This window comes from Chlorogloeopsis sp. ULAP02 (assembly GCF_038404745.2).
Taxonomy (GTDB): domain Bacteria; phylum Cyanobacteriota; class Cyanobacteriia; order Cyanobacteriales; family Nostocaceae; genus Chlorogloeopsis.
Map to the genome: position 1 here is coordinate 18,010 of NZ_JAYKTT020000085.1, position 25,192 is coordinate 43,201.

The window sequence follows — 25,192 nt, forward strand, 5'->3', positions numbered from 1 at the left end:
TAACTACCAACTACTACAGGAGCAGATTTTAACAACAATCTCTCTGATTAGGGACTAGGGACTAGTGGCTAGGGACTAGGAATAAAGAAATCTTAATACCCTTTTCTCCAATACTCAATCACTACTCCCCACTTAACATGAGTAATTGTGACGATGCCAACTTCGCAAAGCTTAAAGAAAATGATAGTGAAAATTTCGCTTTAGTTGCGAATGAAAGGACTAAAATCGAAACGGACAGACAGACTAGGACTGTAACAAAGGAGGATTACAAAGCTATGTCTGACTTAAACCGAGGAATCATGAAATTTGAGGGCGCAGATACCCCAAAAGCAGTCACTATTTCTACGGTACTGCTGTTGGGAGCAATTACGGCTTTGATTATCTGGGCGCTGCAAGCAGCTTATGCAGTAAATTAAACAGAAGCCTCTATGAGGATAGAGAAACAATAAGTAGAAGACAGATGGCAGTAGACTTATAGAGGCGTTCGCCTTTGTCTAAAAATCGGCATCTTAGCATTTCATTTATGTCCACCTACTTATAGTTTTGTGTATCACCCAGAAACAGCAAAAATTTAGAATTAGTTTAAGTGTGGGCGCAATATACTAAAAGCGCCCTTACTAATTTCATAGGGAAAACAACAAAGGTATCTTTGAGCATAATTGCAACAAGAGAATTATTAGCCTGAAAATAGCATCCCTAGCTCACAAACCTGATATTTAGTTCTTTAGTCAAAAATTTTGAACTGATCCAAGCGATTAAAAAACTTTTTGCCCATCGTGCAGACTTCAGCAGAGTTAAAATCAAAGAGTGGTAAATACTGTATCTAGTATCGCAACATACAGAAATTACAGTAGATAAACTGTATTACCCTAAAGTGGCTTGGATAAAAGCAACATTACATCACCAAATCACAGGTAACATCAAGACAGTTATAGAAAAATATATCTAAAAAAATCCAAGATTCAAAATGTCTGAACTCTGGGGTGTCTTTGTTATCTTAATTGTCTGCCCCCTCTTGGGTGCATTACCGCTAATTGCTTGGATTATCCAAGCCCTCAAGGGGCTACAATTAGCGCAGGTTGGTACTGGCAATATAGGAGTCTCGTCTGCCTTTTACCACGGTGGCACACTGGTAGGAATTTTGGCAGTCTTGTCGGAAGCGTTAAAGGGAATTGCCGCAGTTTTAATCGCTCGTGTTTTTTTCCCAGATGGATCGGCTTGGGAGTTAATAGCCTTAATTGCCCTTATCATGGGACGATACTTGATGGGTAGAGGAGCAGGCACCACAAACGTAGTTTGGGGATTTTTGGTACACGATCCCCTCACAGCAGCATTTGTGATGTTGGTAGCAGGCATCAGCTTTACGATTTTGCGTGATCGACTATTAGCAAAATATGGAATTTTGATTCTGTTTCCAATGATTGTGGGAGTTTTGCACGTAGAAGATCCATTCCGAATTATTGCAGCTGTTGCTCTTGCTGCTTTACTCGGCTGGATTTATAAACAAATTCCTGATGATTTAGATTTGCCAGTTCAAGAGGCACAACCAGAGTCACAAAAAGCATTCCAGTTTTTTCGTGGCAACCGAGATATTCTCTCTCTAGATGATGATTTAGATGCTGCTGTGGTGGGATACAAAGCAGCAAGATTATCTCAACTTCAACGGTGGGGCTATCCTGTTCCTAAAGGGTGGATACTTTTGCCCTATGATGATCCCGAAGTGTTGATTGACTTTTTACAACCATCAGAATTAAGCCCTTTGGTGGTTCGTTCTTCTGCCATCGGAGAAGATTCGGAACAAGCTTCGGGCGCAGGGCAATATGAAACCGTTTTAAATGTCACAACAAAAGAAGGCTTACAACAGGCGATCGCTCAAGTTCGGTCTTCTTATGATCGTTCTGGAGCAGTACAATATCGACGCGATCGCAATCTCAAAGAAGCAGCTATGGCAGTGCTAATTCAGCAACAAGTTCAAAGTGTGTATTCTGGAGTCGTATTCAGCCGCGATCCCATGACTCAAGAACAAGATGTTGTGGTAATTGAGGCTTTGCCGGGAAGTGCTGCCCAAGTAGTTTCAGGAAAATTTACACCAGAGCAATATCGCGCTTTTGTTGTTGATACAGAAAATTTAGCCTTGATTCAACTAGAGGGGAAAGGACGTGTACCACAAATCTTAATCAAGCAAGTTGCATACTTAGCTCGACGTTTAGAAGATCGTTATTACGGCGTTCCCCAAGATATCGAATGGAGTTACGACGGACAAACGCTTTGGATACTACAAACTCGCCCCATCAGTACCCTGCTGCCGATTTGGACGCGTAAAATAGCCGCAGAGGTAATTCCTGGACTAATTCGTCCCCTAACTTGGTCGATAAACCGTCCTTTAACCTGTGGTGTATGGGGAGGAATCTTTGCTTTGGTGTTAGGTGAGCGTGCTTTGGGATTAGATTTTAATGAAACAGCAACACTACATTATTCTCGTGCCTATTTCAATGCGACGCTTTTAGGAAAAATTTTTCGTCGCATGGGTTTACCACCAGAAAGCCTAGAATTTTTAACTAGAGGAGCAAAGTTAAGCAAACCGCCATTCACTACCACATTACAGAATTTGCCCGGACTTACGAAGTTGCTGATGCGGGAGTTATTTCTAGAAAGAGACTTTAAGCGCGATTTCCGCAAGCGATTTGCTCCTGGTTTATCTCAGTTATCCCAAGAATCACCAGATGAGTTGGAGCCTTCACAGCTTTTAGCCAGCATTGATTATATTTTGGAGCTACTGCGGAATGCAACCTATTACAGCATTATGGCTCCATTAAGTGCGGCTGTGCGTCAGGCAATTTCTAAAGTTAAGGATGTTGAGATTGATAATAGCTTGACACCAGAAGTCACAGCTTTGCGATCGCTACATGAATTAGCTGCCATAGCCAAACACAAATTCCCAAATTTAAATCCAGATCATGTGTTTGAGGAGATGGCTCGTTCTCCAGAAGGGCAGACAATTCTGATTGAATATGACAAATTATTGCAGCGTTACGGTTATTTGAGCGAAGTGGGAACAGATATTGCTGTTCCTACTTGGAAGGAAGAACCCAAAGCTGTAAAGCAGTTATTTGTACAGTTAATGCAGGGAGACGATCCGCCAAGATTGCAAACAAGCCAAGCTAAAAGCAAAAAAAATTTTCTCCAGCGGCGCGTCGATTTAAAAGGACGAGTGACGGAAGTTTATTCTAAGTTATTAGCCCATTTGCGTTGGGCGTTTGTAGCGTTAGAAAAGATTTGGTTACACTCAGGCATCCTTCAAGCAAGTGGCGATATCTTTTTTCTGGAGTTTGAAGAAGTAAGGCGTTTGGTTGCAGATTCTGATACCAAATTTATTGAACTTTTACCAGAGATAATCGCAACTAGGCGATCGCTTTTTGCGCAATATAGCCAAATTAATCCAGTACCTCTTTTAGTTTATGGCAATACTCCCCCGGCTTTACCTTCCCAAATCTCTTTATCTAGTGATCAGACATTGCGAGGCATTCCCGCTAGCCCCGGAAGAACAGTAGGACGAGTAAAAGTGTTGCGTAATTTCCAAGCTCTGCCAGAAATTGATCGGGAAACTATATTAGTTGTGCCTTACACAGACTCTGGTTGGGCTCCTTTGCTTGTCAGAGCAAAAGGATTAATTGCCGAGGCTGGAGGTAGGCTTTCTCATGGAGCCATCCTGGCACGGGAGTATGGTATTCCTGCGGTTATGGATGTGCATAATGCTACATGGATATTACAAGATGGTCAAAAAGTACGAATCGATGGAACTATGGGTATTGTGGAAATTGCTAACGATTTAAAACCAGAATGAAATTTACTTCTCTTAACGAGATCCCAGAAGAGCCAGTTTCCCATAACCCAGCAATTAAAAAAAGGTGATGCTCCAATTTGGGGAGCTACCTGGTTTGACTAACTTTTCGCAAGCGCGTTTTGCCCCCGGACAAATTGCCCCAGCACACGCGCATGATAATATGCATGAAGTATTTTTTGTAGAGGCTGGTACGGGAATAATTCGCATTGACGGCAAAGAATATCCTCTCAATCCAGGAAACTGCATCGCCGTAGAACCGCGAGAAATACACGAAGTAATTAATAATGGTGCTAGCGAGCTTGTTCTTACTTACTTTGGTTTACGAGTTCCAGTGTAGAGACGCGATATATCCCGTCTCTACACAGTCTGTATTGGCATCAGATTTTTTGATGAAATAGTATCACCTGAAAATGGCGTCAAAGGAAAACCGAATCACTTTCAAGGTTTTGGGAAGAACTACTTAGGTAACTTTTCAAACGTTCTGCAAGAGCTTTGACATGAGGCTCCAATATAAATGTGTAATGGTTTCCCGGAACGTTGACAACTTTAATATCCTTTGCTGCCATTACCGATAATAATTCCACCCATACTAAAGTTGGATCAGGAGCCATGATATGTTTCTCGCTTGCACGGAAGATAGTAACTTTTCCTGGATACGGCTGTCGCACATAGGAATAAGTCGCTTTGAGAGTACCAACCAATACATCGAGAATCCGGCGATTTTTACTGCGTTCCACTCCTGGTGGAAATATTTTGGCTTTTCTTGCTTTTTCGATGATGTAATCCAGTCGTTCGTCAACACTCAAATGTTGTATTTCTTGGGGTGTAACAAGATTATCTTGACCGAACATTCCACCAAATACTCTTGAGAGTACTCCTACTAAGTATTTGTTATCAATCTTCTTGTTTGGATCGAGAATAATGGGTAGATAAGAATCTAGTATTGCTAACAAAGATACTTCCTGTCCTTGTTTATGCAACTGCTGGGCAATTTCGTATGCTACAATGCCCCCAAATGACCAACCACCAATTTGATAAGGGCCATAAGGTTGAAACTTACGGATGGCTTCTACATAAGTACTTGCCATATCCTCGACTCGCGTCAAAGGTTCTTCATCATCATTGAAACCCTGAGCTTGCAATCCATAAAAGGGTTGATCTGTACCTAAATAACGTGCCAGGTTGAAATAACACAGAACATGCCCACCTGCTGGATGCACACAGAAGAATGGTTGCTTGTTACCTTTTGGTTGGATGGGAATAAGGAGTGAACTATTAGTTTGCTCGGAACTCAAATGTAGAACTTTGGCTAATTGCTCTATTGTCGGATTAGTCAAAAGCATAGATAAGGGCAATTCTTTCCCAAACTGCTGCTCAATAGCAGCTATTAAATAAATTGCTGAGAGGGAAGTACCACCAATTTCAAAGAAGTTATCTCGAACACCTACTGATTGAATATTTAAAATATCTAACCAAATTTTTGCCAGTTCCCTTTCAGTATCATTACGCGGCAGTACAGAACCTTGATTTTGACTAAAGCTGAAAAGATTTGGTTTTGGCAAGGCACGACGATCTAGTTTGCCACTGGGAGTTAAAGGCAATACTTCAAGAATGACGAAAGCCACTGGCACCATATAGTCTGGTAGTTTCTGTTTGAGGAATTCACGCAGGCTTTCAGGAGTAGGTTTTTCTTGTTCAGTCGTAATATAAGCTACAAGTTGTTGATCACCTGGGCGATCGCATCGAACAATTACTACTACTTCTCGTACATGGCAGTGGTGAGATAAAGCGTTTTCAATTTCCCCAAGTTCTATTCGTAAACCACGAATTTTTACTTGATAGTCACTTCTCCCAATGTATTCAATATTGCCATCACTTAAGTAACGAGCCAAGTCTCCTGTTTTGTATAAACAATTTTCTTGTGCCTTGCCAAATGGATTGGCAATAAATTTTTCCTGAGTTAAATCTGGACGATTGAGGTAACCTCTGGCAACTTGAACTCCTCCAATGTGCAATTCGCCAACAACGCCAATGGGTACTGGTTGGAGATGAGAGTCAAGAATATAAATCTGCGTATTGGCAACGGGACGACCAATAGGTATGGTTCTTAGATTACTCTCTTTTTGACACTGCCAAGCAGTGACATCGATCGCTGCCTCTGTGGGGCCATAAAGATTATGTAATTCACATTGCAAACACTGGAAAAATCTTGCTTGCAAATCTAATGGTAAGGCTTCACCGCTACATATAACTCGTTTGAGGCTGCTGCATTGTTTCACATCACGGCTGTCTAGAAACACCTGCAACATTGAGGGGACAAAATGGATGGTGGTAATTTGCTCTTGAATAATCAGCTTAACTAAGTAAGTACTATCTCGATGCCCTCCTGGTTTCGCAACTACCAAGCGTGCGCCATTTAACAAAGTCCAAAAGAACTCCCAAACGGAGACATCAAAACTAAATGGAGTTTTTTGCAGTACTCTGTCTGTAGAAGTTAGTTGATATGCCTCTTGCATCCACAACAAACGATTACAAATTCCCCGATGGGTATTCATTGCACCCTTGGGTTTGCCAGTAGAGCCAGAAGTGTAAATTACATATGCGAAGTTATCAGGTTTGACATTACTGATTGGGTTGGTATTTTGTTTCTGAGAAATTTTCTGCCAGTCTTGATCTAAACAGATAATTTGTGCCTGATGGTTCGGTAGCCTAGCTAGTAATTTCTGTTGAGTTAACAATACACTTACTTGAGAATCAGCCAACATATAAGCTAGACGCTCTGGAGGATACTCTGGATCTATTGGTACATAAGCTCCACCTGCTTTGAGAATACCTAAAAGCCCGACTACCATCTCTACAGAGCGTTCCACACAAATACCTACGAGTACCTCTGGTTTGACTCCGAAATTTTGCAAGTAATGTGCTAATTGGTTTGCTCTACAATTAAGTTCGCGGTATGTAAGTTGCTCTTCTTCAAAAGTAAGTGCAATCGCTTCTGGAGTTTTTTCTACTTGAGCCTCAAATAATTCATGCAGACATCGCGACAAATCGTAATCTCTGACTGTGGAATTCCACTCTACGAGTAATTGATGTTTTTCGCGATCGCTTAGTAATGGTAGTCGAGCAACTGACTCTTGAGGATTAGCTATGATTGCTACTAATAAATTTTGTAAGTGTTCGCCAGCGCGGGCAATAGTATCTACATCTAGCAAGTCACTGTTGTAGTGCAGGAAACAAATCAAAGATTCTTGAGATTCTAGTATTTCCAAACTTAAATCGAATTCTGTTCTTTGCTGAGGAATTTCAAAATACTCTAACTCTCTATTATTTTCATCAAATAACTTAGAGATAATTTTCAATTCATGCAAATAGTGATAAGCAAATCCTACCTGACAAATGGGGGGATAACTTAATTGAGAAAGTTGGAGTTGCCTAACTAAAAGAGGAAATGGATATGCTTGATGAGAAATAGTTTCTGCTACAGCAAATTTTACTTGGCTAAGATATTGTTGGAAACTCACATCACCTGAAATCGGTGTTCTCACTACCGCTAAATTAGCAAAATTACCAACTAGATTTTTAAACTCAGATTGATATCTTTGGGGTAATAAACCTACTAAAATATCTTCCATCGCCGTATAACGATGCAGCATTATCTGAAAAGCAGTTAATACAACTGTTGACAATTCAACATCTTCAGTAATAGCCAAATACTTGATTTTGTCAGTAATTTCTGGAGAAATACTAAATTTATAGCACGCACCTTTATAGCTTCTGAGCGGCGATCGCGATCGCGCACTTGGCAGTTCAAGAGTAGATAATTCTCCTGTAAGACATTGTTGCCAATAATGCCGCAGTTGCTTGCCTTCGGGACTGTTAAGCAGATTAATTTCTTGTTGTACGTAATCTTGATAGGAACTGCTCAGTGATGACAAGCTGATAACTGTATTGCTTTTTAGTTGATGATATAAAGTCAAAAGTTCATCTAAAAGTAATAACAATCCCCATTGATCGCAGGCTATACAATGCACTACCAGCAAGAGGACGTGATTTGTAGGTGTGCGACTAAATAAACTCATTCGCACAACCGAACCTACTGCTAAATCAAAAGAATATTGACTATAATCTAATATTTTTTCTTCTAATTTGTCTTCACTCCAGTTTGAAGCATCAACAAAATTTATCTCGGCGGTTATGGTAGTAAGCACTTGTTGTACTAATTTACCTTGCTTATCTATATAAGCAGTATGCAAAGACAGATGACGCTCTATAAGTTTTTCAAATGCCTGCTGGAGACACTCAACATCTACCTGCTGACGCCAATGAATTGCAAAAGCTATTTTATCGATGCAACTTTGTGGTTCTAAATTATACAAGAACCAAGCTTTGCGCTGTATTTCAGAAAGGGGGAATTCTTTGATTGAATCTATAGAAGATACTAAATTTATTTCTGTAGTCTGCATACGCAAAAGCTTTTATTTCAAGTCTGTACAAAGTTGCAAAAAAGTCTAATGTGTCTTTGCGGTTTTTTAAGAACTACAAAGACTTTAATAAAACACAAATCAATATATAGTTTGTAGTAGCGCTTAAGCGCTGACTACAAACCTAATGTTTAATCTCCTCCTAATTCCACAAGTTTACCAATGTTGAAATCTATCCTCGTCCAGCCCTTCAGCCGCCACAAATTATTAATTAATAGCAAGGGAATTTGCCAGTGATGCAACATCAAAAATGGTAATGGATCGTCCAGTTTGTAGATAGCATCAGTACCTCGCAATATATTCCGAATCCAAGTTCGTAATTGTGCTAAGGAACGAATACCAGTCAATCGCCAAACTTCGTGATACAGCCAGTAAGTCGGTTTGCTACTTAACAGTGGTTGCAAGGGTTCTGTCATTACTTCTTTGCCAAGATAGGCTTCTGCAACTCCTGGGCGATCGTGGAATGTGGTAATTGCAGAATGAGTGCGGGGGTTGCATTCAATCGCGTAAACATTACCATCTTCTGCTTGGATGAAGTCAAAAGAAATTTGTCCGGTAATTCCCAGCCCTTTGACAAATCGTGCGATCCATTCACTGATTTGGGGGTGATCTACGTGTTCGTAATTGACTTGAAAAGCTGAAGATTCACAACAACAGTGCAGTCTAATTTCTCCATCCCGAACTGTGCTATGAGTGCAAAATTCTTTGCCAGGAATGAACTCTTGCATAATCCAAGGCTTCTCGACGCTGATTGGCAAACTTCTGACGAATGCCTCTGTTTCTTCAGGTGTGTCGCAGGGAAGTTTGGTTAAATCTAAACGTCTAACCGAGTCGTAGGGAATACTCTTGAGGATATATTTGCGAGTTTCCTGGGAAAAATCGAAATTTAGGACTTGTTCGGGAGAGGTAATTTTGAATGATTTAGGAACCGATAACCCAAGCGATCGCGCTTTCTCACTGAAGGCAAATTTATCATCCAGCATTTGGGTAACGGCAGCATCGAAGTGGAAGACTTCGCAATACTGGGATAACACTGGTTTTGCCAGTGAGTCGTAGTAGCTGGCAATTGGACTTGTGACTGGAATGTAGACATCAATATTTTCTTTCTCAATGATGTCTATCAAAGCCTGAGTATAGGCTTGTGGATCTTGCTGCGGTACACAAGTGGTATAAAAATTGTCCACAGCTTTGGAAAAACGATGACCGGATAACCAGTACTTGTGGGTTTCCAGGAGTACAACTCGATGTCCAGCCGCATGAAATAACCTGGCAAGTTGTAATGCTTTGGTCATCTTAGCACCACTAATCAGGATATTCTTGCGATCGCCTGCTACTGTTTGTTCTTTTTGAAACAGTTTAGATAGTAAATTCCACAGTAAAGATACCAAAACGATAGTGGCGTTAATTGGCAATGCCAGTAAGAGCAATGTCAAGGTGCCAAAATTCTTGAGAAGGACATTGATTTTGCCCCCTACCGCTAAAGGTTGGACTGTGGATTGAGATTCTGTTAGAGAAATCGATTGTGCCATAGGCGTGTGAGGCTGAAAGCAAGTTTATGAACTAGGCTCTTAAGCGCCGAATAATCGTTAAGCCATCACGCAAAGGCAATAGCACTTGTTCGACACGAGAGTCGGCAGCAACAACGCGGTTAAATTCGGCAATTGCTGCACCGTTAGGAGTATGTTCTGTTGCAGGAAGATATACCTGTCCTTGCAGAAGGGTGTTGTCTACGCAGATAAAACCTTCTGGAGCTAACAAATTCTTATCCAACAAGGTATGAAAATACTCCACGTATTCCCGCTTATCAGCGTCTATGAACACAAAGTCAAATGTCTCTCCAGCCGCAGCCAATCTATTTAAAGTTTCCAGTGCTGCACCCAGTTCGACACGAATTTTCCTCCCGTGGGAAGATTGACTAAATGCTGCTTGAGCAAACTCTGCTGTATACGGATCAACTTCACAAGCTACCAACTCTCCATCGCTTGGTAGTGCTTCTGCCATCGCTAGTGCAGAATAACCAGTAAACATACCGATTTCTAGCACTCTTTTAGCTTTCGTCATGTGAAGAAACATTTTTAGGGTTTGCCCTTCCACATGTCCAGAGAGCATTTCCTGTTCTAGCGGACGTACTGTTGCTCCTTCGCTGAAGCGTTGCGTCCAGGCTTCATGGGCAGTTTTCTTTGCTAAGGCAGCCAGAGCAGGTGATTCATCGGTGGTATATTTTTCTAAGTACGGATCTAAGCCTGCTGCCAAAAGCCATGCCTGATTGAGGTTTTCTTTGACATCAGCAGGCAAGTCTGGAAGTTGATCGAGTTTCTTGATTATGCTTTCTAACTGCTGTGCCAGAATTCCTACAGGTGTCACAGGTCTGGCGGTGGGTTTTTCTACAACATTAGTCATTATTTTTCACTCCCCACAAGTTCTGGTTCTGGCTGATAGTTAACTGGATATACATCTATGCCATCACCACCACGGGGATAGGTTGTACATATTTGTCTGTGTTCAGCTAAAGCTGTGGCTAACTCTTCACGAGTCAAATCATTGACAAAGAAGCAAGAACCAATTGGTTTGGGCATTGCAGCACGTTGCTTGCCATCTCTTGTTAAAGTAATGGATTGGGTAGCACGCCACAACAATTCTTCATCTAAGAGGGGATGATCGAGAGCAAGTCCTAGACGGCTCATCAATCCCAGGATGCGATCGCGTTCTTGAGTTGTGATATAATCTCTTTTGGCAGCGAGCGTAGCAGATAAAGCCATATCGATATTGACTGCATGACCATGGAAAATAGGCACGCGGGGTGCAAGTTCTAAGGTTGGACTCCAAGTATGACCGTAAGCAATCACCCGATCAAGTTCTAATTCATGCAAGTTGGGAACTTCCAACTCCAACATGGTTTTGATTGCTTCGTAGGTAAGTTTATGAGCTATTTCCTTGATATCTTCTGTTGCGTCAAGATGCCCAAAGTGGGTATCAAGCAAATCTTTGCCATGCTCCTCTAACAACTCAAAAACTTCTTTGTTTGCAACCACAGCAATTTTTACTAGTTCTGCCATGCCATTACGTACTTGATCTGTGGGTAAGGTACGCAGGAAAGAGAAGTCAAGTAATACTTTTTTAGAAGCATGATATGCACCCAAACGGTTTTTGAGCTTCTTGTGGTTAACTGCAACCTTGATAGCCACACTGGCATCAATCAAACCAATGAGAGTTGTAGGAATGCGAATGTAATTGGAACTGCGACGGTAAGCTGAACAAGCAAAACCAGCAACATCTGTAGTTAGTCCACCACCAATCACAAGTACAGGCTCTTTGCGAACCAGCCTGAACTCTGCAAAAGCATCTATAATTTTCTCGAAAGATTGAATAGTCTTGTTTGGTTCGGTGATAGTAATCGGAAAAACCGTCAGATCAATGCCGTGATACTGAAAATACTCCTGCATTTTGCTGCTGTAGAATTTATAAACGTTGGCATCTACAACAGCCAAGCAGCGTCCAAAGCTTTTGTAACATTCTGCCAATTCTGAATTTTGGAGATTGAAAACTCCATCTACATAAACGAGGCTATATTCAATCTTCTCGTAACCTTCAACATGAAAAGCAGATTCAGTAGCTTCTAGCTTTGCCTGAACGATACTCATGATTTTTTGATCCTTAGTAATTGAAAACCGAAAAATTTATTCCCATCCAAGTTATGGATCGGGGTTTGCAGAGACTAATATCTCTACTTTCACAAATTACTTACTTGCAATTCCCAACCTCAATCTACAGTTTCTTTTTTATTACAAAGAAGTCCATTGCTAGGGTAACCAGGGCTATCTATTTTTATTGAGAAGTTAACGTGTTGAGTATCCAATCCACACTGCTAGTTAGAGCGCACTTTGGGTTCTATACAGCCCAGTTGTAATTACATTACATAAGTATTGACTAAAATTCAAAACTTATCTCACTTCTCAATTGCACGGATACTTCATAATGTTCCTCTATGAGAAAGTCCTGTTTTCCAGACAAAATTGCGGACATAGGGTTTTATCGAAATTGGGAATTGATCACAAAAACCTAGAGCAACTAACTAAATTGCTCAACGCGTATCCTGGATTTTACATTTCTAAACATAACATTAATTTACCAAATGTGTACCAAAAATTTCAGCAATATTTGGTAGGTAATGTCATATTTAAATTTCATTCTTTAGACAGATGGAGAAGTAATCAAATCTAACCACTAGCAACACCAACTAAGGTTTTATCAATAAAAGACAAAGCCCTAATATTTACTCTGCCAAGGATAAAACCACCATAAGAAATACCAATAGATGGCTTGTCTTCTCAGAGCATAAGAATGAAATATCAGAAATGAAATTTTTTTCGTCGAGAAAATTTTACTGATAGAACTTATTGTCGGCTTCTACTTCTAAGATTTTCGGGGGTAAAGAAATATTCCTCTTGCCCATCTCCCGGCTTCCACTTCAGATTACAACCGAGATTGACGTTTAAGTTGGGATTTAATGGCTTGCACATTACTCTTGAACCTTGAAGCTGGATAAGAACAGTCGTTAGTCCATCTACTAAATATTCAGTAGACTGAAAACCTTGATTAGCAACTATGTTTGAAACTTAAAACAATGGATGTGGCTAAAAGTAAGTAACTAAGAGTGTTTGCGGACAGTAGCAATCAACTGATTGCTATGAGATTCTAGTAAATCTGAGTCAAGCCTGTCGTGAAAACTAAGATGACTCAATTATATATGCACACTTTTAAAATTTCAAAGCAGAACATTGTCACTTTCTGTCAAGTAAATAGTGACCGTAAAAAAAGAAATTTATTAAAGAGTGTTACTAACTGTTTACTATACCAAAAAATTGCTTAAAAATAAAAAGCTTCTACTGCAAATCATCTAAATTTTTTTGATAAAAACTCATATCAGTAAAGGGTATTTTATACATCATCAATAATTGATATATTGCAATATTTGTCAATAAGCAATATTGCTCAAAACTATTTTAACCATACTATTTTCTATAACCAGAGTAACCATAACAAATTACACATTAGTTCTTTTGTCATCTGTCTATGGTTGCATTAACTTTAGATTGTACTAGTGTTGTAGAAAAGTCTCTTTTTCATCCACTACCCAATCTGTTGCAAATACTCCGGTGGCACACAATCTACCAACCAAACTCCATTCTCAGAACAGTAGAAAGTGTAACCTACCTCATGCATTGCTGCTGCATTTACGGCAAACACCACAGGTATTCCATGTCTTGCACCCACAATTTTTGCTGTAGCGAGATCCGCTGATAAATGGACGTGGTGGCGCAACATTTTGCAAAGTCCTGTTTGTAGAATTGATGCAACAGCTTTGTGTCCTGTGCCGTGATAAAGTACATCAGGAGGAACAATAGGTTCTAGTTGTAAATCAACTTCGACACTGTGTCCTTGATTAGCACGAATTAATGCACCTGTGGAATCAAAAGAAAAGCGTTTTTTATCATTGGTGGCAACAACTTCATTTAGTTCTGCGCGAGTGATTGAAAACTGATGTTTTTGACAGGCTGCTAATAATTCATCAACTGCAACCCAACCACCAGGAGCAAGTTTAATACCAAGGCGATGGGGTTGGTGACGCAGGTGTTTGCTCAGGTATTTGCTAATTTTGACTAGGCGAGAATTTTCCATTCCAACATTTGAGTACAGTTTTCTACCTCCCGTTGTAAATTATCCAGCGTTATCGTGTCATCAAAAGGTTCAAGACTTTGAGACGGATCTTAAGAAAACAATATACTGGCTTGTACCAAATCTACATTCCCACCACTAATAATCACACCAATTTTCGCACTTGGTGCCTTAACTACATCTTCAAGTAGTGCCGCTACAGCTAAGGCTCCTGTTGGTTCCACAACTATTTTTAAACGTTCCCACAAAAAGAACATGGTGCGAATAATTGCTTCCTCCGATACTGTCACCATATCATCAACATATTGCAATACCAAGGGAAAAGTAATTTTACCCAAACTGGGAGTGCGCACACCATCAGCGATCGTATCTGGATTATTTACTATGTGCAGAGTTTTGCTGTGAAAGGAACGAGTAGCATCGTCGGCACGTTCTGGTTCTACGCCAATCACTTTACAATTGGGTAACAGGTTTTTGGTAGCGATCGCACTACCAGAAAGTAACCCACCACCCCCGCAACACACTAACAGTAAGTCTAGTTCACCGACTTCTTCAATTAGTTCTTTGGCTGCCGTACCCTGTCCCGCTACTATATGAGGATGGTCGTAAGGGGGAATCATAGTTAAGCCCCTTTCCTGTGCTAAGGTTTGGGCTAATTCTTCCCTGTTTGTTTTTTGGCGATTGTACAAAATTACTTCAGCGCCGTAATCACGGGTAGCCGCTTGCTTGACTGCGGGAGCATCATCTGGCATGACGATGGTGGTGGGAATATTTAATAACTTTCCAGAAAGGGCGATCGCTTGGGCATGATTTCCCGATGAAAAAGTCACAACGCCTTTTTGTTTTTGTTCTTCTGGTAGTTGAAAAAGTGCATTATATGCGCCGCGAAATTTAAAAGAACCCGTGCGTTGAAAATTTTCGCACTTGAAAAAGACTTGGTTGGTGGTACGCTGGTTGACGGTTGTTGAAGTGAGAACCGGGGTACGGTGAGCAACACCAGCAAGGCGCTTGGCGGATGCTTTGATGTCGGCGAAAGTCACAGAGTTAGGCTTTAACATTGACAATTGGCGTTGCTAAATTAAATTGCAGACATTAGTTTATCCCGAAACCACAAGGCGGATGTATTTGCATGGGAAGGTGCGCTAGGCGATCGCATAATCACATACAAGTAAGTCGGTGTTAATAATCATAATTAGTTTGTAGTAGCACTCAAGCGCTACTAAAAGCCAAATATAGAGATTTTGCTTTTAGTCACATAGTTTGGTTTTTTCTCGCCAACTTACTTAAGTATTCCCTTTTTAATTGAAAAACTTTATCATCTGTTTAAGATACCAAAGTGACGTAACACAAGCAATGACCATTACTTTAACACTGAAAGAACAAGATGAACTACATGAAGAAGCTGAACGTCAAAGCTTGCAAAATCTAGAAAAATTTGAAACTATTTCTCAAATATCTAGACAATTAGGCAAAGGCTGTGTCAGAGAGATTGAGGTATATCCAAATCTCTGGCTTTCAATTGATAATTGGCAATATCACGATGATGTCCGTTGTCAAGTACCTGTTGCCGAACATCCCTTACATTTTAATGTTCTACTTTCAGGAAAAAGGAAAAGCGACTACGGAACGTTTGGGGAAGGATACACACTCATTTCTGGTGGTGGGATTCAACCTCAAATGACTGAGGAGACTGAGAAATTTCAACATATTTTAGGCGTTCAAATTTTAATGCCACCCTCAATGTTGGCAAATTTTTTCTCTGGAGAAGATGGAGAAATACTTCCTCAGTTAAAAATGCTTGCACGGGATAATGATTGGCAGGAGCTACTTTATCTGAAAACGACTCCAGCAATCCAGGGCGTAACACAGCAAATTATAAATTGTCCCTTTTCTGGCATCACAAAACAGGTATATTTGCAGGGCAAGGTGTTGGAATTGTTGGCATTACAGCTAGCTCCACTGATTGCAGATGATAAAAAGTTGCCACCACCACGCCTAAAGTCTAAAACCATCACCCAACTTCATCACGCAAGGGAAATTCTACTCTCCCGCTTGGAAAATCCCCCATCCGTATTAGAATTAGCCACGATGGTAGGGGTAAGTCCTCGCACCCTCAAACGCGGATTTCCGGAACTTTTTGGCACAACAGTATTTGGCTACCTAACTGATAGACGCATGGAGTATGCAGAAAAGTTACTACGACAAGGAAATATTACCGTTACCGAAGTAGCTAATCAAGTTGGTTATTCTAACCCAGGACACTTTGCTGCTGCCTTTAAGCGTCGGTTCTGCATCACACCCAGGCAGTGTTTAACAGGTAATAAAATAGCGTAATGCCCTTTGTGAGTAGATGAGATACCCTTTGTGAGTAGATTTAATTGCTAGCTCTTTTATATACTCTGTTTTACCAAATAAATAAGAACTATTTTCAATAATCCCAGGTAAACAAATTTTTCTGAGCCAGCTTTTTCAGCAGGTTGAGGAATTTTTGTATTTTGCTTCAAGTGTGGGAGTTATTTTCAGGAGCTTTTATGAAGGGTTGGCAGTTATATATCGGTATTCGTTTGGGGCTGGTAATTAGCCTATCAGGATTTTTAGGTATTGTTTCTATTCAACCTGGATTGGCAGAAAAATCAGGAAATGAGGAAAATAAATCTAAATCCATATATGTCACCTCTCCAACTCCACAACAGCAGAGAGATTTTAAAATTCCCCAACTGAGTGAGTTAGAAATTCCTATCACCAGCGCTCAACGATTACTGGTACAGTCACCCACACCACAAACCACACCCGCGCCAGCAATTATACAAATCACAGGGGTGAAAGCTAATCCCACCAACGAAGGTGTGGAGGTGATTTTAGAGACAACTCAAGGAACTCAACTGCAAGTCACTAATCGCAGTGTAGGTAACAATTTTATCGCCGATGTGCCTGGCGCGCAGTTGCGTTTACCGTCGGGAGAGGCTTTTATATTCCGTTCCTCCAAACCAATTGCGGGAATTACTGAGATAGTAGTTAATAATATTGATGCCAATACTGTGCGAGTGACAGTGGTAGGTGAGAAAGCATTGCCTACGGTTGAATTATTTGATGATAATGTCGGGCTGGTTTTTGAGGTAACATCTGCGGAAGTGGCAACGCAGCCACCCCAAACACCGTCAGCAGAAGAACAGCCAACAAGTGAGGTGCCAACCCAAGAGGAAACAGCAGCACAGCCAGATGAGCCGATTGAGTTGGTGGTAACGGGAGAGCAAGATGGGTATAACGTGCCAAATGCGAGTACAGCAACGCGGACAGATACACCGATTCGCGATATTCCCCAATCGATTCAGGTGGTGCCGCAACAAGTGCTAGAAGATCGCAACGTCAGAACTGTAACTGAGGCGTTGGAAACAGTCAGCGGTGTAGCTAGTGGTGCTAGAATCTATGGTGGTGCGCCGATTACATTCAAAATTATCAGAGGATTTGACCAGGCGGGTTCAGGCACTGTAAATTTCCGAAATGGTTTGCCAGATGGTGATTTCTACACCCTCACACCCATTGGGACAATCGAGCGAGTGGAAGTTCTCAAAGGCCCAGCCTCAGTTTTGTTTGGAGCTGGGGAACCGGGTGGGATTGTCAACACAGTCACAAAACAACCCCTGAGTGAACCTTATTACAGGCTTGGGTTTGAGGCAGGAAATTATGGATTTTATCAGCCCAGCATTGATTTATCAGGGCCTTTAGATACTGACAAAAAGGTACTTTATCGGTTTATTGCCAGCTATCAAGGTTCAAGTGATTTTCAAGGTTTTTCCGACACAAGACTGACGACGATCGCACCCTCAATCACTTTTAAATTGGGAGATCGGACAAATTTAGATCTTTACTATGAGTACACTCACCTTTTTGCCGATCCTGCTGCTGGTCTTTCTACTGCTGTGTTTCTGAGCGATGGTAGTTTAACACCCCGCAACTTTGCCACATACTATCCTAGTTTACAGTCGGTCGATGCCACCTCTCAAAAATTTGGCTACATCCTCAATCACAAGTTTAGCGATCGCTGGCAGATTCGGAATAATGTTGCTGTCAGTCTGACTAGTTTTGCAGAAGATGGAGCTACGGGTTTTACACTCACAGACGATCGCTTTTTGGAGGGATTCGATGTTTCCAGAGCTCAATATCAGAGAAACAACTATTTTGGACAAATCGACTTGCTTGGGAAGTTTAATACCGGATCGATTTCCCATCAAGTCTTAGCAGGTTTTGATTTCAACCGCTTTAGTAATGTTGGCGATCGCATCAATGCCGATACACCTCTACCTCCTTTAGATATCCGCAATCCAAATTACAATATCTCAACGCCCACATTTTCGACACGTAGTACATTCTCTGACTTTGATTTCGTGAGGCGATCCTACGGTGTATACCTCCAAGATCAGATCGCTTTCAGTGATAATCTAAAATTACTGATCGGCGGTCGTTATGATTGGATTTCAACTGACTTTGAAGCAGATGTCAATATAGGCGGAGACGTAGTTGTTTTTCCAACACAGAATGATGGTGCCTTCAGCCCCCGTGTCGGTTTAGTGTATCAGCCCAGCGAAGAAGTTTCTCTCTATGCTAGCTACACTAGGTCTTTTTACCCTATCTCTGGATTTGATAATGTGAATCCGGATGTCAAATTTGATCCGACGAGGGGAACTCAATATGAAATTGGTGTTAAAACCGATTTTCTAGACGGCAGGCTTTCGGCAACGCTAGCAGCCTACCAACTCACCAAGACAAAGGTTCTCACAACCGTTGTCACATCCGATCCCATTAACCCTGTACGTTCGATTCAAACCGGGGAGCAACGCAGCCGAGGAATTGAATTAGATGTGACAGGTGAGATTTTGCCTGGGTGGAAAGTGACTGCTGCCTATGCCTATACCAATGCAGAAATTACTGAAGATGAAACTTTCCCGGTTGGCAATCGATTGGCAAACGTGCCAGAGAATCAAGCCAGTCTTTGGACAACCTATGAAATTCAGAAGGGCGATTTGAAAGGTTTGGGATTTGGTTTGGGGCTGTTTTATGTGGGTGCGCGGCAAGGAGATTTGGATAATTCGTTTGAATTAGACGATTACTTCCGTACCGATGCGGCGCTTTATTACCGGAGAGATGGTTTTAATGCAGCAATTAACGTGCGTAATGTTTTTGATATAAACGCTGCCGCATTTGCCTACAGCAGGACATATGTTCAAAGAACCGAACCCTTTACAATCATTGGTTCTATCAGTTGGGAGTTTTAACTAGTTATGTGGTTGATTTTGGTTGAATAATGTGGCACAACACAGTTTAATTTTGTGAACTACCTCAAAACTAACCTGATGAGAAACCCAATGCATCTATTGAAAAAGTTATTTCTTTTAATGGCTTTTTCCTTCCTTTTAATTACAGCTTGTCATAGCTCAATTACTCAAAAACCTGAGATTTCAAAAAAACAATTAGCCACTTCTGAGTGTCGAGTAATTCAACACAAATTAGGTGAAACCTGTATTCCCTTAAAACCGCAGCGCATTATTGCACTAGAGGACGCCTGGATCGTAGATCCCTTATTGGCTCTTGGGATCAAACCAGTGGGTACAGTAACCTTTGCCAAACAAGTAAATGTAAATTTCCGTGGTTTGTCTGCTGATGAGCTTGCAGGAATTGAGATAGTTGGAAATGGAAGTCAACCTTCTCTAGAGAAAATTCTTAGGCTGAAACCAGATTTAATTTTGTCATTCGACGATCCCTTTGATAATAACAATTACAAACTACTATCACAAATTGCCCCCACAGTACCTATAGAATTTAACAGAGTCAGACATTCTTTTAAGGATAACCTTCGATTCATTGCTCAACTAGTAGGTCGGGAAGAAAAAGCAGAAAAAATTCTCCTTCAATATCAAGAGCGAATTAAAGAATTACAGAAATTATTAGTTAATAATAATTTAGATAAATCGAAAGTTTCTATTCTTGAATATTTAGGAGGTAATACGTTTGAATTGCAAAGAGGCGACATCATATACTTTCAGGTTTTCAGTGACATTGGTTTAGATATGCCACATAGACCTATAAATCCTGATGATTTTGTCTTATTTAATATAGAAGTTATTAATAAATATGATGCCGATATTCTATTTATTGTGAGTTTAAAAGGCAACAAAGAAAAGTTATCATCTCATTTTAATGGTATTTTATCTTCACTAAAAGCAGTCAGAAATAAGCGCACGTATATAGTAGATCCATATTTATGGTGGGTATATGGCCCTTTGGGAGTAAATAAACTATTAGATGAGCTTCCTAAATATCTGCTAGAAAGTGCATGAAATTTCTATTTTTATAAAAATTTACTTAATAAATTAAATACTCTGTGCATAAATCGGTTACCACTAAGAGTGCTATATAAACATTAACTAACCGAATTTACCAATGATTCTCTCACGTACAGGTAACAATACTTTAGTTCTGGGCAACTTAATTACAGCAGCAGGTTTTGGCACAGGTGCAGGAATAGCAATGTTATATGTAATCTGTGCAGTGTGTATGTTTTTGATTGGTTTAATAGGGTTTCGTGTATCTTCACTCCGAAATTTGGAAAAAACCATATCTGACTATGATGAAGTGACAGTTTAAACTGAATTGAATGTAGCATCATGGGTGAGATGCTGATTTACGCCTATGACTTCCCAATCTATTCCCCCGCTTCCTCCTCAGCAAACTCTGCCGACAATGTATGATTTACCAAGTGAGAACCCTGAGGAACCCGGCTTGCCAGACGATTTTCACTTTTTACAACCTTTATTGCTGTTTTTAACCTTTTTACCTGTAAATTGGAATCCCGAACTAGTTTACAGCGCCGCCGATCTCAATCTCTACTACGATGTTCGCCATCCCTTGCGGTACAAACGCCCCGATTGGTTTGGTGTAGTGGGGGTGCCAAAATTATATGCAGGGACAGATTTACGTTTGAGCTATGTAACTTGGCAAGAAGGTGTAAATCCCTTTGTTGTCGTTGAATTGTTATCTCCTGGTACAGAAGCCGAAGATTTAGGCGAAACAAACAGTCAAGTGGGGCAACCTCCTACAAAATGGGAAGTGTATGAGCAGATTCTCCGGGTTCCCTACTATGTAGTTTTTAGTCGCTATACAAATGAGCTTCAGGGATTTCACTTAGTCGGCGGTCACTATGAACCTATGCCTATTAACGAAGAGAGATTGCTGATGCCAGAATTAGGCTTGAGTTTGAGATTATGGCAAGGTTCCTTTCGTAACATTGAGCGGTGGTGGTTGCGGTGGTGTACTTTAGACGGGGAATTGATTCCTATACCTGAGGAGGAAGTACTGGCTGCACGACAAGAAGTTGAGCAAGCAAAACGACGTGCAGAACAATTAGCTGAACGCTTGCGTCAGTTGGGCGTAAATCCTGATGAGTTAGATTCAAGATAAGCCAGAGGCTCTTAATTCTTGTTACCAGGTTCAACCGGGTAACGAGAGTCTTACGCTTTTTCCACAAAGCTGTAATTATTCCAATCACCTACAGGTTGATAACCGATCGCTTGGTAAATGTGGTTAGAAGTCGGATTTGCTAAGTCAGTGAACAAAAAGCAGTATTTATGCCCTTGGTTGAGTAGTGTTTGACTTAAGGTTGCAACGCAAGCACTAGCATACCCTTGTCTGCGGTACTGTAGAGGAGTATACACCAAACCGATCCGCACACCGTTGGGTGTAGGTTGACCACTGCAAGCCATTGAGACACTCATTTCATTTTCCCACAGGTAAATATTACCTTGACGCAAGCTGCGTTCAACCCATTGTTCTGAATTTGAGTTAATACTTTCGCCAATTTCCAACCAAAAAGCTTCACACCAGTTTTTGAGCAGTTCCCTATCACTTTCCCTCGCAAGCCGTAAGTAGCCTTTTGCTGTGGAAACAAAATTTACTTTTTCTAGTTGAAATGCACGCGTTGCCATCTTCAATTTATACGATTGACCACTTAGCGATCGCCATTTTTCTGCAAACGCTTGTGCCTCAGCCGTAGGAGCATTAACTCCCGGTAGCGATCGCGAAGATAAATACAAGTCTTGGGCGATCATCTCCACTGCACGCCCATCTTTGATTTGCGACAACAGCAATACATGAGGTGGAGTTCTCATTGCTACTGCAACAATATCTCCGCCTGCCTCCACAGTTGCTAAGTAGGGTTGGCTTTTATAAACTTCTGGATGGTGAATTAAGGTGTTAGCAATTCCCAATTGCAAGTTATGCAATGCTTCTTGATTCAGCAAATATTCCTTTACTAAATTATAAAATAGGCTTGCATCTTCAAAATGATGGAGTTTCATTTTTACTCTTTTATAAAAATTATTCTTAACTCGACTTTATGTATTTTTGAGATATCCTGGTGGCGTATACAAAATTGATTGCACACTATTGAGTACAGATTAAGACTAAATATTTAGAATTTTAGGTTAGGAAAGTGAAAAAAATCTACTTTTTAGGAGGAAAATTAATTAGTTTGATCATGCTGTTGTTTGTATGGAATTCATCACAACAGTTTGAACTGAGAAGTGAGGTAGTACCAATCCCAACTTCTTCACAACTTAAAAATATCCGGTATAAGCGGCGTACATTATCGCAAAGTATTGTTCATATTCTCTTAATTCCTCCTAATAGCAAATATTTAATAGTTCCTGCATTATCAACAAAACTAATTCACTTAGAAGACTTTGCAAGACAATATCAAGCACCAATTATCTTAAACGGTGGTTTTTTCGATCCAGTAAATCAAAAAACTACATCAACGGTTGTACTGCAAAAGCAACTGGTAGCAAATCCTAGAAACAATGAGCGCCTCATAAATAATCCTAATCTCAAACCTTACCTTGATAAAATTTTTAATCGTACAGAATTCCGTCGATATCAGTGCGGACAAAATATTCGCTATGATATTGTACCGCGTAGTGAAAAATCCCTGCCCGGTTGCCAATTAATTGATGCTTTGGGTGCTGGCCCCCAGTTACTGCCACAATTAACATTAGAGCCAGAAGGCTTTGTAGATCCAATCAACAAAAGAGATGCAATTGGTAGCAACCAACCCAATGCTAGAACGGCTGTGGGGATTAAGAGCGATCGCACTATTATTTTGGTGATGGTTGCCCAAAAGTCAGATTCTCCCCGTAACTCAGGGATGTCTTTACCAGCAGTGGCTAATTTGATGAAAAGTTTAGGTGCTGAAAAAGCAATGAATTTAGATGGAGGAAGTTCTTCGTCTCTTTATTATCAAGGTAAGTTTTTTTATGGAAAAGTAGATCAAAAAGGCAATCCGATTAAACGACCTGTAAAATCAGTTTTACTCGTTCAAGAATTGTAAAAGAGTCTAAGTAGAAGGCAGCTATACAGGGGGCAGAGGAGCCACTGCGCCCTTGCGGAGCCAGTGCGTTGCGGGGGTTCCCCCCGTTGTAGCACCTGGCGTCGGGTTAAGCGCGTTGTAGCACGTGGCGTGGCAGAAGGGAAGAAACCTTTTTATCCGTTCTGTTGTACGCAGTTCATGATGTATCTTCTACTTAAATAACTTGTTAATTTTTTACATTTATGTTCAACTTTATTCCCTATTTGCCTTTAGCTCAAGCCGCTCCATCTTCCGAAATACTACAACAGGAAATTTTCAGTCCTCAACAAACACGTCCTTTACCTGGTCAACTCGACTCAGTACCCGTGTTTAATAGTAATAACCCAGAAGTGGTTAAGACTGAAGGCATTCTACTCTCCACCTTTCCCCCACAAGGCAAAAAAGTGCCAGCCGCTCACCTCAACTTTCCATTTCAGGGACGGTTTGATTTATTTTCTCACCATATTGCCAGAGCAATTGAAACTCCTGATGACTTGCGCACTCTTCACTTGGGAGTAATTGTTTATAATCCCAGCGATCGCCCTGTCACTGTAAATATATTGCAAGCAGCCAGTTATGTGAGTCAGCCCGATGCGCCTTTTATCAAACTTCCCCCCATGCTAGATAATACCTTGGGAAATATTTATGCCGGGCCGGGCGATCGCGTCATGAATGAAGTGCTGCGCTTAAGACGCCAGCAAGGATGGGCAGCCCAATTGGTAATTCCACCAAAACAGAGTCGGATGCTGATGAATCATCCCATTCCAGTACGCCCGCTGACGCCACCATTAAACGGGCGCTCTACTCTTTTGCGTTTAAGCAGTAACGGGCCAGTATACATGGCTAATCTTGCCATGTTTGCCAAACAAAATCAAGATGGCAGCGAGCGATCGCCTTCTTTAGAAGAATGGCAGAATCTATTGGAAAATGGAGATTTCGCCGGGCCGCGCGAACCAGCCCCCAGCCCTCCCGATAACTTGACAGGGCCGGAAATCTACGGTCGAGTAGCAGCAGTAGCCCTTGGTTCTCGTTGGCGATCGCAAGTTACCGATTCCAATAGTCTATACCTAGCAATTCCTGAAACGGGACAAGCTTATTCCTACGGTTTGAGTACCCTGCTTGCAGGTAAAATGGGTACCGGACAAAACCAAAGTGCCAAACTTTTAGCACGTTATCCCGGCACTGCTTACGAAGCTCACGGCAACTACGGCATTGAATACAATATCTCTTTACCGTTAATTAACAATACGGGTACTATCCAGACAGTAAATGTGCTGTTTCAAACACCTCTTAAAGAAGACGAATTAAGCAAACCGGGACTGCGCTTCTTGTCACCACCAGAACCACGAGTATTTTTTCGAGGCACTGTACGTATTCGCTACAATGACGATAAAGGCTTACCCAGAACTAAATACTGGCATTTAGTTCAGCAACGAGGGCAGATGGGAGAACCACTTGTCCAATTAAAAATGGCTGCTGGCGAAAGACGACTGGTAAAAGTAGATTTTCTTTACCCACCCGATGCTACTCCTCCTCAAATGCTTACTGTCGAAACTTTAGAGAAAAGATAGGGCAGAAGGCGCTCAAATTATTACCCTACGCCAGCCCTTACAGTCCGGAGGACACACCCAAACGTCAAGGCAGAAGTTGCTACAGGGAGGACGAAAGTTGCTACAAGCTGCGCGAAACACCCAAACGACGAGGCAGAAGTTGCTACAGGGAGGACAGAAGTTGCTACAAGCTGCGCGAAACACCCAAACGTCGAGGCAGAAGTTGCTACAAGCTGCGCAAAAC

The 25,192-nt window shown here is 41.1% G+C and carries 17 protein-coding genes and 1 pseudogene; 10 read left to right on the plus strand and 8 right to left on the minus strand.

Going from position 1 to position 25,192, the window contains the following annotated elements; genetic code table 11:
• Positions 1-275 precede the first annotated feature (275 nt).
• From U2718_RS31195 to U2718_RS31205, 3 genes and pseudogenes are all read left to right on the plus strand, one after another.
• A complete protein-coding gene (locus U2718_RS31195; RefSeq protein WP_341996454.1) occupies positions 276-416 on the plus strand; it encodes a hypothetical protein in 141 nt (46 codons plus the stop codon).
• Positions 417-967: 551 nt separating this feature from the next.
• Positions 968-3,844, plus strand: a complete 2,877-nt coding sequence (locus tag U2718_RS31200; RefSeq protein WP_341996456.1) for a glycerol-3-phosphate acyltransferase — start codon at positions 968-970, stop codon at positions 3,842-3,844.
• Positions 3,841-4,181: pseudogene (locus U2718_RS31205) on the plus strand (cupin domain-containing protein). The gene U2718_RS31200 and the pseudogene U2718_RS31205 overlap by 4 nt, the downstream one beginning before the upstream one ends.
• Before the next feature lie 79 nt (positions 4,182-4,260).
• On the opposite strand, the gene U2718_RS31210 reads toward U2718_RS31205, so the two are convergent.
• The 7 genes from U2718_RS31210 to U2718_RS31240 form a co-directional block, all read right to left on the minus strand.
• A complete protein-coding gene (locus tag U2718_RS31210; protein WP_341996457.1) occupies positions 4,261-8,307 on the minus strand; it encodes an amino acid adenylation domain-containing protein in 4,047 nt (1,348 codons plus the stop codon).
• 149 nt (positions 8,308-8,456) lie between these two features.
• Positions 8,457-9,854: an ATP-grasp domain-containing protein gene (locus U2718_RS31215; protein ID WP_341996458.1), complete on the minus strand. Its 1,398-nt coding sequence runs from the start codon at positions 9,852-9,854 to the stop codon at positions 8,457-8,459.
• A 31-nt stretch (positions 9,855-9,885) separates the two neighbouring features.
• Positions 9,886-10,725, minus strand: a complete 840-nt coding sequence (locus U2718_RS31220) for an O-methyltransferase (protein WP_341996460.1) — start codon at positions 10,723-10,725, stop codon at positions 9,886-9,888.
• The gene (locus U2718_RS31225) at positions 10,725-11,966 is read right to left on the minus strand and encodes a sedoheptulose 7-phosphate cyclase (protein ID WP_341996461.1); all 1,242 of its coding nucleotides are present in this window, start codon (positions 11,964-11,966) and stop codon (positions 10,725-10,727) included. The genes U2718_RS31220 and U2718_RS31225 overlap by 1 nt, the downstream gene beginning before the upstream one ends.
• Before the next feature lie 753 nt (positions 11,967-12,719).
• The gene (locus U2718_RS31230; RefSeq protein WP_341996462.1) at positions 12,720-12,845 is read right to left on the minus strand and encodes a hypothetical protein; all 126 of its coding nucleotides are present in this window, start codon (positions 12,843-12,845) and stop codon (positions 12,720-12,722) included.
• A gap of 610 nt (positions 12,846-13,455) precedes the next feature.
• Positions 13,456-14,004: an RNA 2'-phosphotransferase gene (locus U2718_RS31235; protein ID WP_341996463.1), complete on the minus strand. Its 549-nt coding sequence runs from the start codon at positions 14,002-14,004 to the stop codon at positions 13,456-13,458.
• Between the two features lie 89 nt (positions 14,005-14,093).
• Positions 14,094-15,059, minus strand: coding sequence for a threo-3-hydroxy-L-aspartate ammonia-lyase (locus U2718_RS31240; RefSeq protein ID WP_341996464.1), 966 nt, complete (start codon positions 15,057-15,059; stop codon positions 14,094-14,096).
• A 295-nt stretch (positions 15,060-15,354) separates the two neighbouring features.
• Here U2718_RS31240 and U2718_RS31245 point away from each other — a divergent pair, with 295 nt between their 5' ends.
• The 5 genes from U2718_RS31245 (at position 15,355) to U2718_RS31265 (ending at position 21,456) form a co-directional block, all read left to right on the plus strand.
• Positions 15,355-16,335, plus strand: coding sequence for an AraC family transcriptional regulator (locus U2718_RS31245; RefSeq protein WP_341996466.1), 981 nt, complete (start codon positions 15,355-15,357; stop codon positions 16,333-16,335).
• A 197-nt stretch (positions 16,336-16,532) separates the two neighbouring features.
• Positions 16,533-19,274, plus strand: coding sequence for a TonB-dependent siderophore receptor (locus tag U2718_RS31250; protein WP_341996468.1), 2,742 nt, complete (start codon positions 16,533-16,535; stop codon positions 19,272-19,274).
• 90 nt (positions 19,275-19,364) lie between these two features.
• Positions 19,365-20,336 (plus strand): ABC transporter substrate-binding protein, encoded by a 972-nt coding sequence (locus U2718_RS31255; RefSeq protein ID WP_341996470.1) that lies wholly within the window; start codon positions 19,365-19,367, stop codon positions 20,334-20,336.
• Between the two features lie 103 nt (positions 20,337-20,439).
• Positions 20,440-20,643, plus strand: a complete 204-nt coding sequence (locus U2718_RS31260) for a hypothetical protein (RefSeq protein ID WP_341996471.1) — start codon at positions 20,440-20,442, stop codon at positions 20,641-20,643.
• Positions 20,644-20,688: 45 nt separating this feature from the next.
• Complete coding sequence (locus U2718_RS31265) at positions 20,689-21,456, plus strand: Uma2 family endonuclease (RefSeq protein ID WP_341996473.1); 768 nt, start codon at positions 20,689-20,691, stop codon at positions 21,454-21,456.
• A gap of 50 nt (positions 21,457-21,506) precedes the next feature.
• Here U2718_RS31265 and U2718_RS31270 read toward each other — a convergent pair whose 3' ends face one another.
• The gene (locus U2718_RS31270) at positions 21,507-22,352 is read right to left on the minus strand and encodes a GNAT family N-acetyltransferase (protein WP_341996474.1); all 846 of its coding nucleotides are present in this window, start codon (positions 22,350-22,352) and stop codon (positions 21,507-21,509) included.
• A gap of 134 nt (positions 22,353-22,486) precedes the next feature.
• Here U2718_RS31270 and U2718_RS31275 point away from each other — a divergent pair, with 134 nt between their 5' ends.
• Both U2718_RS31275 and U2718_RS31280 read left to right on the plus strand, forming a co-directional pair.
• Positions 22,487-23,380: a phosphodiester glycosidase family protein gene (locus U2718_RS31275; protein ID WP_341996476.1), complete on the plus strand. Its 894-nt coding sequence runs from the start codon at positions 22,487-22,489 to the stop codon at positions 23,378-23,380.
• A gap of 221 nt (positions 23,381-23,601) precedes the next feature.
• Positions 23,602-24,969, plus strand: a complete 1,368-nt coding sequence (locus U2718_RS31280) for a DUF3370 domain-containing protein (protein WP_341996477.1) — start codon at positions 23,602-23,604, stop codon at positions 24,967-24,969.
• The last annotated feature ends 223 nt before the right edge of the window (positions 24,970-25,192 follow it).

Bases quoted from the DNA above. Each gene is read 5' to 3' on its own strand.
- U2718_RS31195 (WP_341996454.1), top strand. From the start codon at position 276: ATGTCTGACTTAAACCGAGGAATCATGAAATTTGAGGGCGCAGATACC.
- U2718_RS31200 (WP_341996456.1), top strand. From the start codon at position 968: ATGTCTGAACTCTGGGGTGTCTTTGTTATCTTAATTGTCTGCCCCCTC.
- U2718_RS31210 (WP_341996457.1), bottom strand. From the start codon at position 8,307: ATGCAGACTACAGAAATAAATTTAGTATCTTCTATAGATTCAATCAAA.
- U2718_RS31215 (WP_341996458.1), bottom strand. From the start codon at position 9,854: ATGGCACAATCGATTTCTCTAACAGAATCTCAATCCACAGTCCAACCT.
- U2718_RS31220 (WP_341996460.1), bottom strand. From the start codon at position 10,725: ATGACTAATGTTGTAGAAAAACCCACCGCCAGACCTGTGACACCTGTA.
- U2718_RS31225 (WP_341996461.1), bottom strand. From the start codon at position 11,966: ATGAGTATCGTTCAGGCAAAGCTAGAAGCTACTGAATCTGCTTTTCAT.
- U2718_RS31230 (WP_341996462.1), bottom strand. From the start codon at position 12,845: ATGTGCAAGCCATTAAATCCCAACTTAAACGTCAATCTCGGTTGTAAT.
- U2718_RS31235 (WP_341996463.1), bottom strand. From the start codon at position 14,004: ATGGAAAATTCTCGCCTAGTCAAAATTAGCAAATACCTGAGCAAACAC.
- U2718_RS31240 (WP_341996464.1), bottom strand. From the start codon at position 15,059: ATGTTAAAGCCTAACTCTGTGACTTTCGCCGACATCAAAGCATCCGCC.
- U2718_RS31245 (WP_341996466.1), top strand. From the start codon at position 15,355: ATGACCATTACTTTAACACTGAAAGAACAAGATGAACTACATGAAGAA.
- U2718_RS31250 (WP_341996468.1), top strand. From the start codon at position 16,533: ATGAAGGGTTGGCAGTTATATATCGGTATTCGTTTGGGGCTGGTAATT.
- U2718_RS31255 (WP_341996470.1), top strand. From the start codon at position 19,365: ATGCATCTATTGAAAAAGTTATTTCTTTTAATGGCTTTTTCCTTCCTT.
- U2718_RS31260 (WP_341996471.1), top strand. From the start codon at position 20,440: ATGATTCTCTCACGTACAGGTAACAATACTTTAGTTCTGGGCAACTTA.
- U2718_RS31265 (WP_341996473.1), top strand. From the start codon at position 20,689: ATGACTTCCCAATCTATTCCCCCGCTTCCTCCTCAGCAAACTCTGCCG.
- U2718_RS31270 (WP_341996474.1), bottom strand. From the start codon at position 22,352: ATGAAACTCCATCATTTTGAAGATGCAAGCCTATTTTATAATTTAGTA.
- U2718_RS31280 (WP_341996477.1), top strand. From the start codon at position 23,602: ATGTTCAACTTTATTCCCTATTTGCCTTTAGCTCAAGCCGCTCCATCT.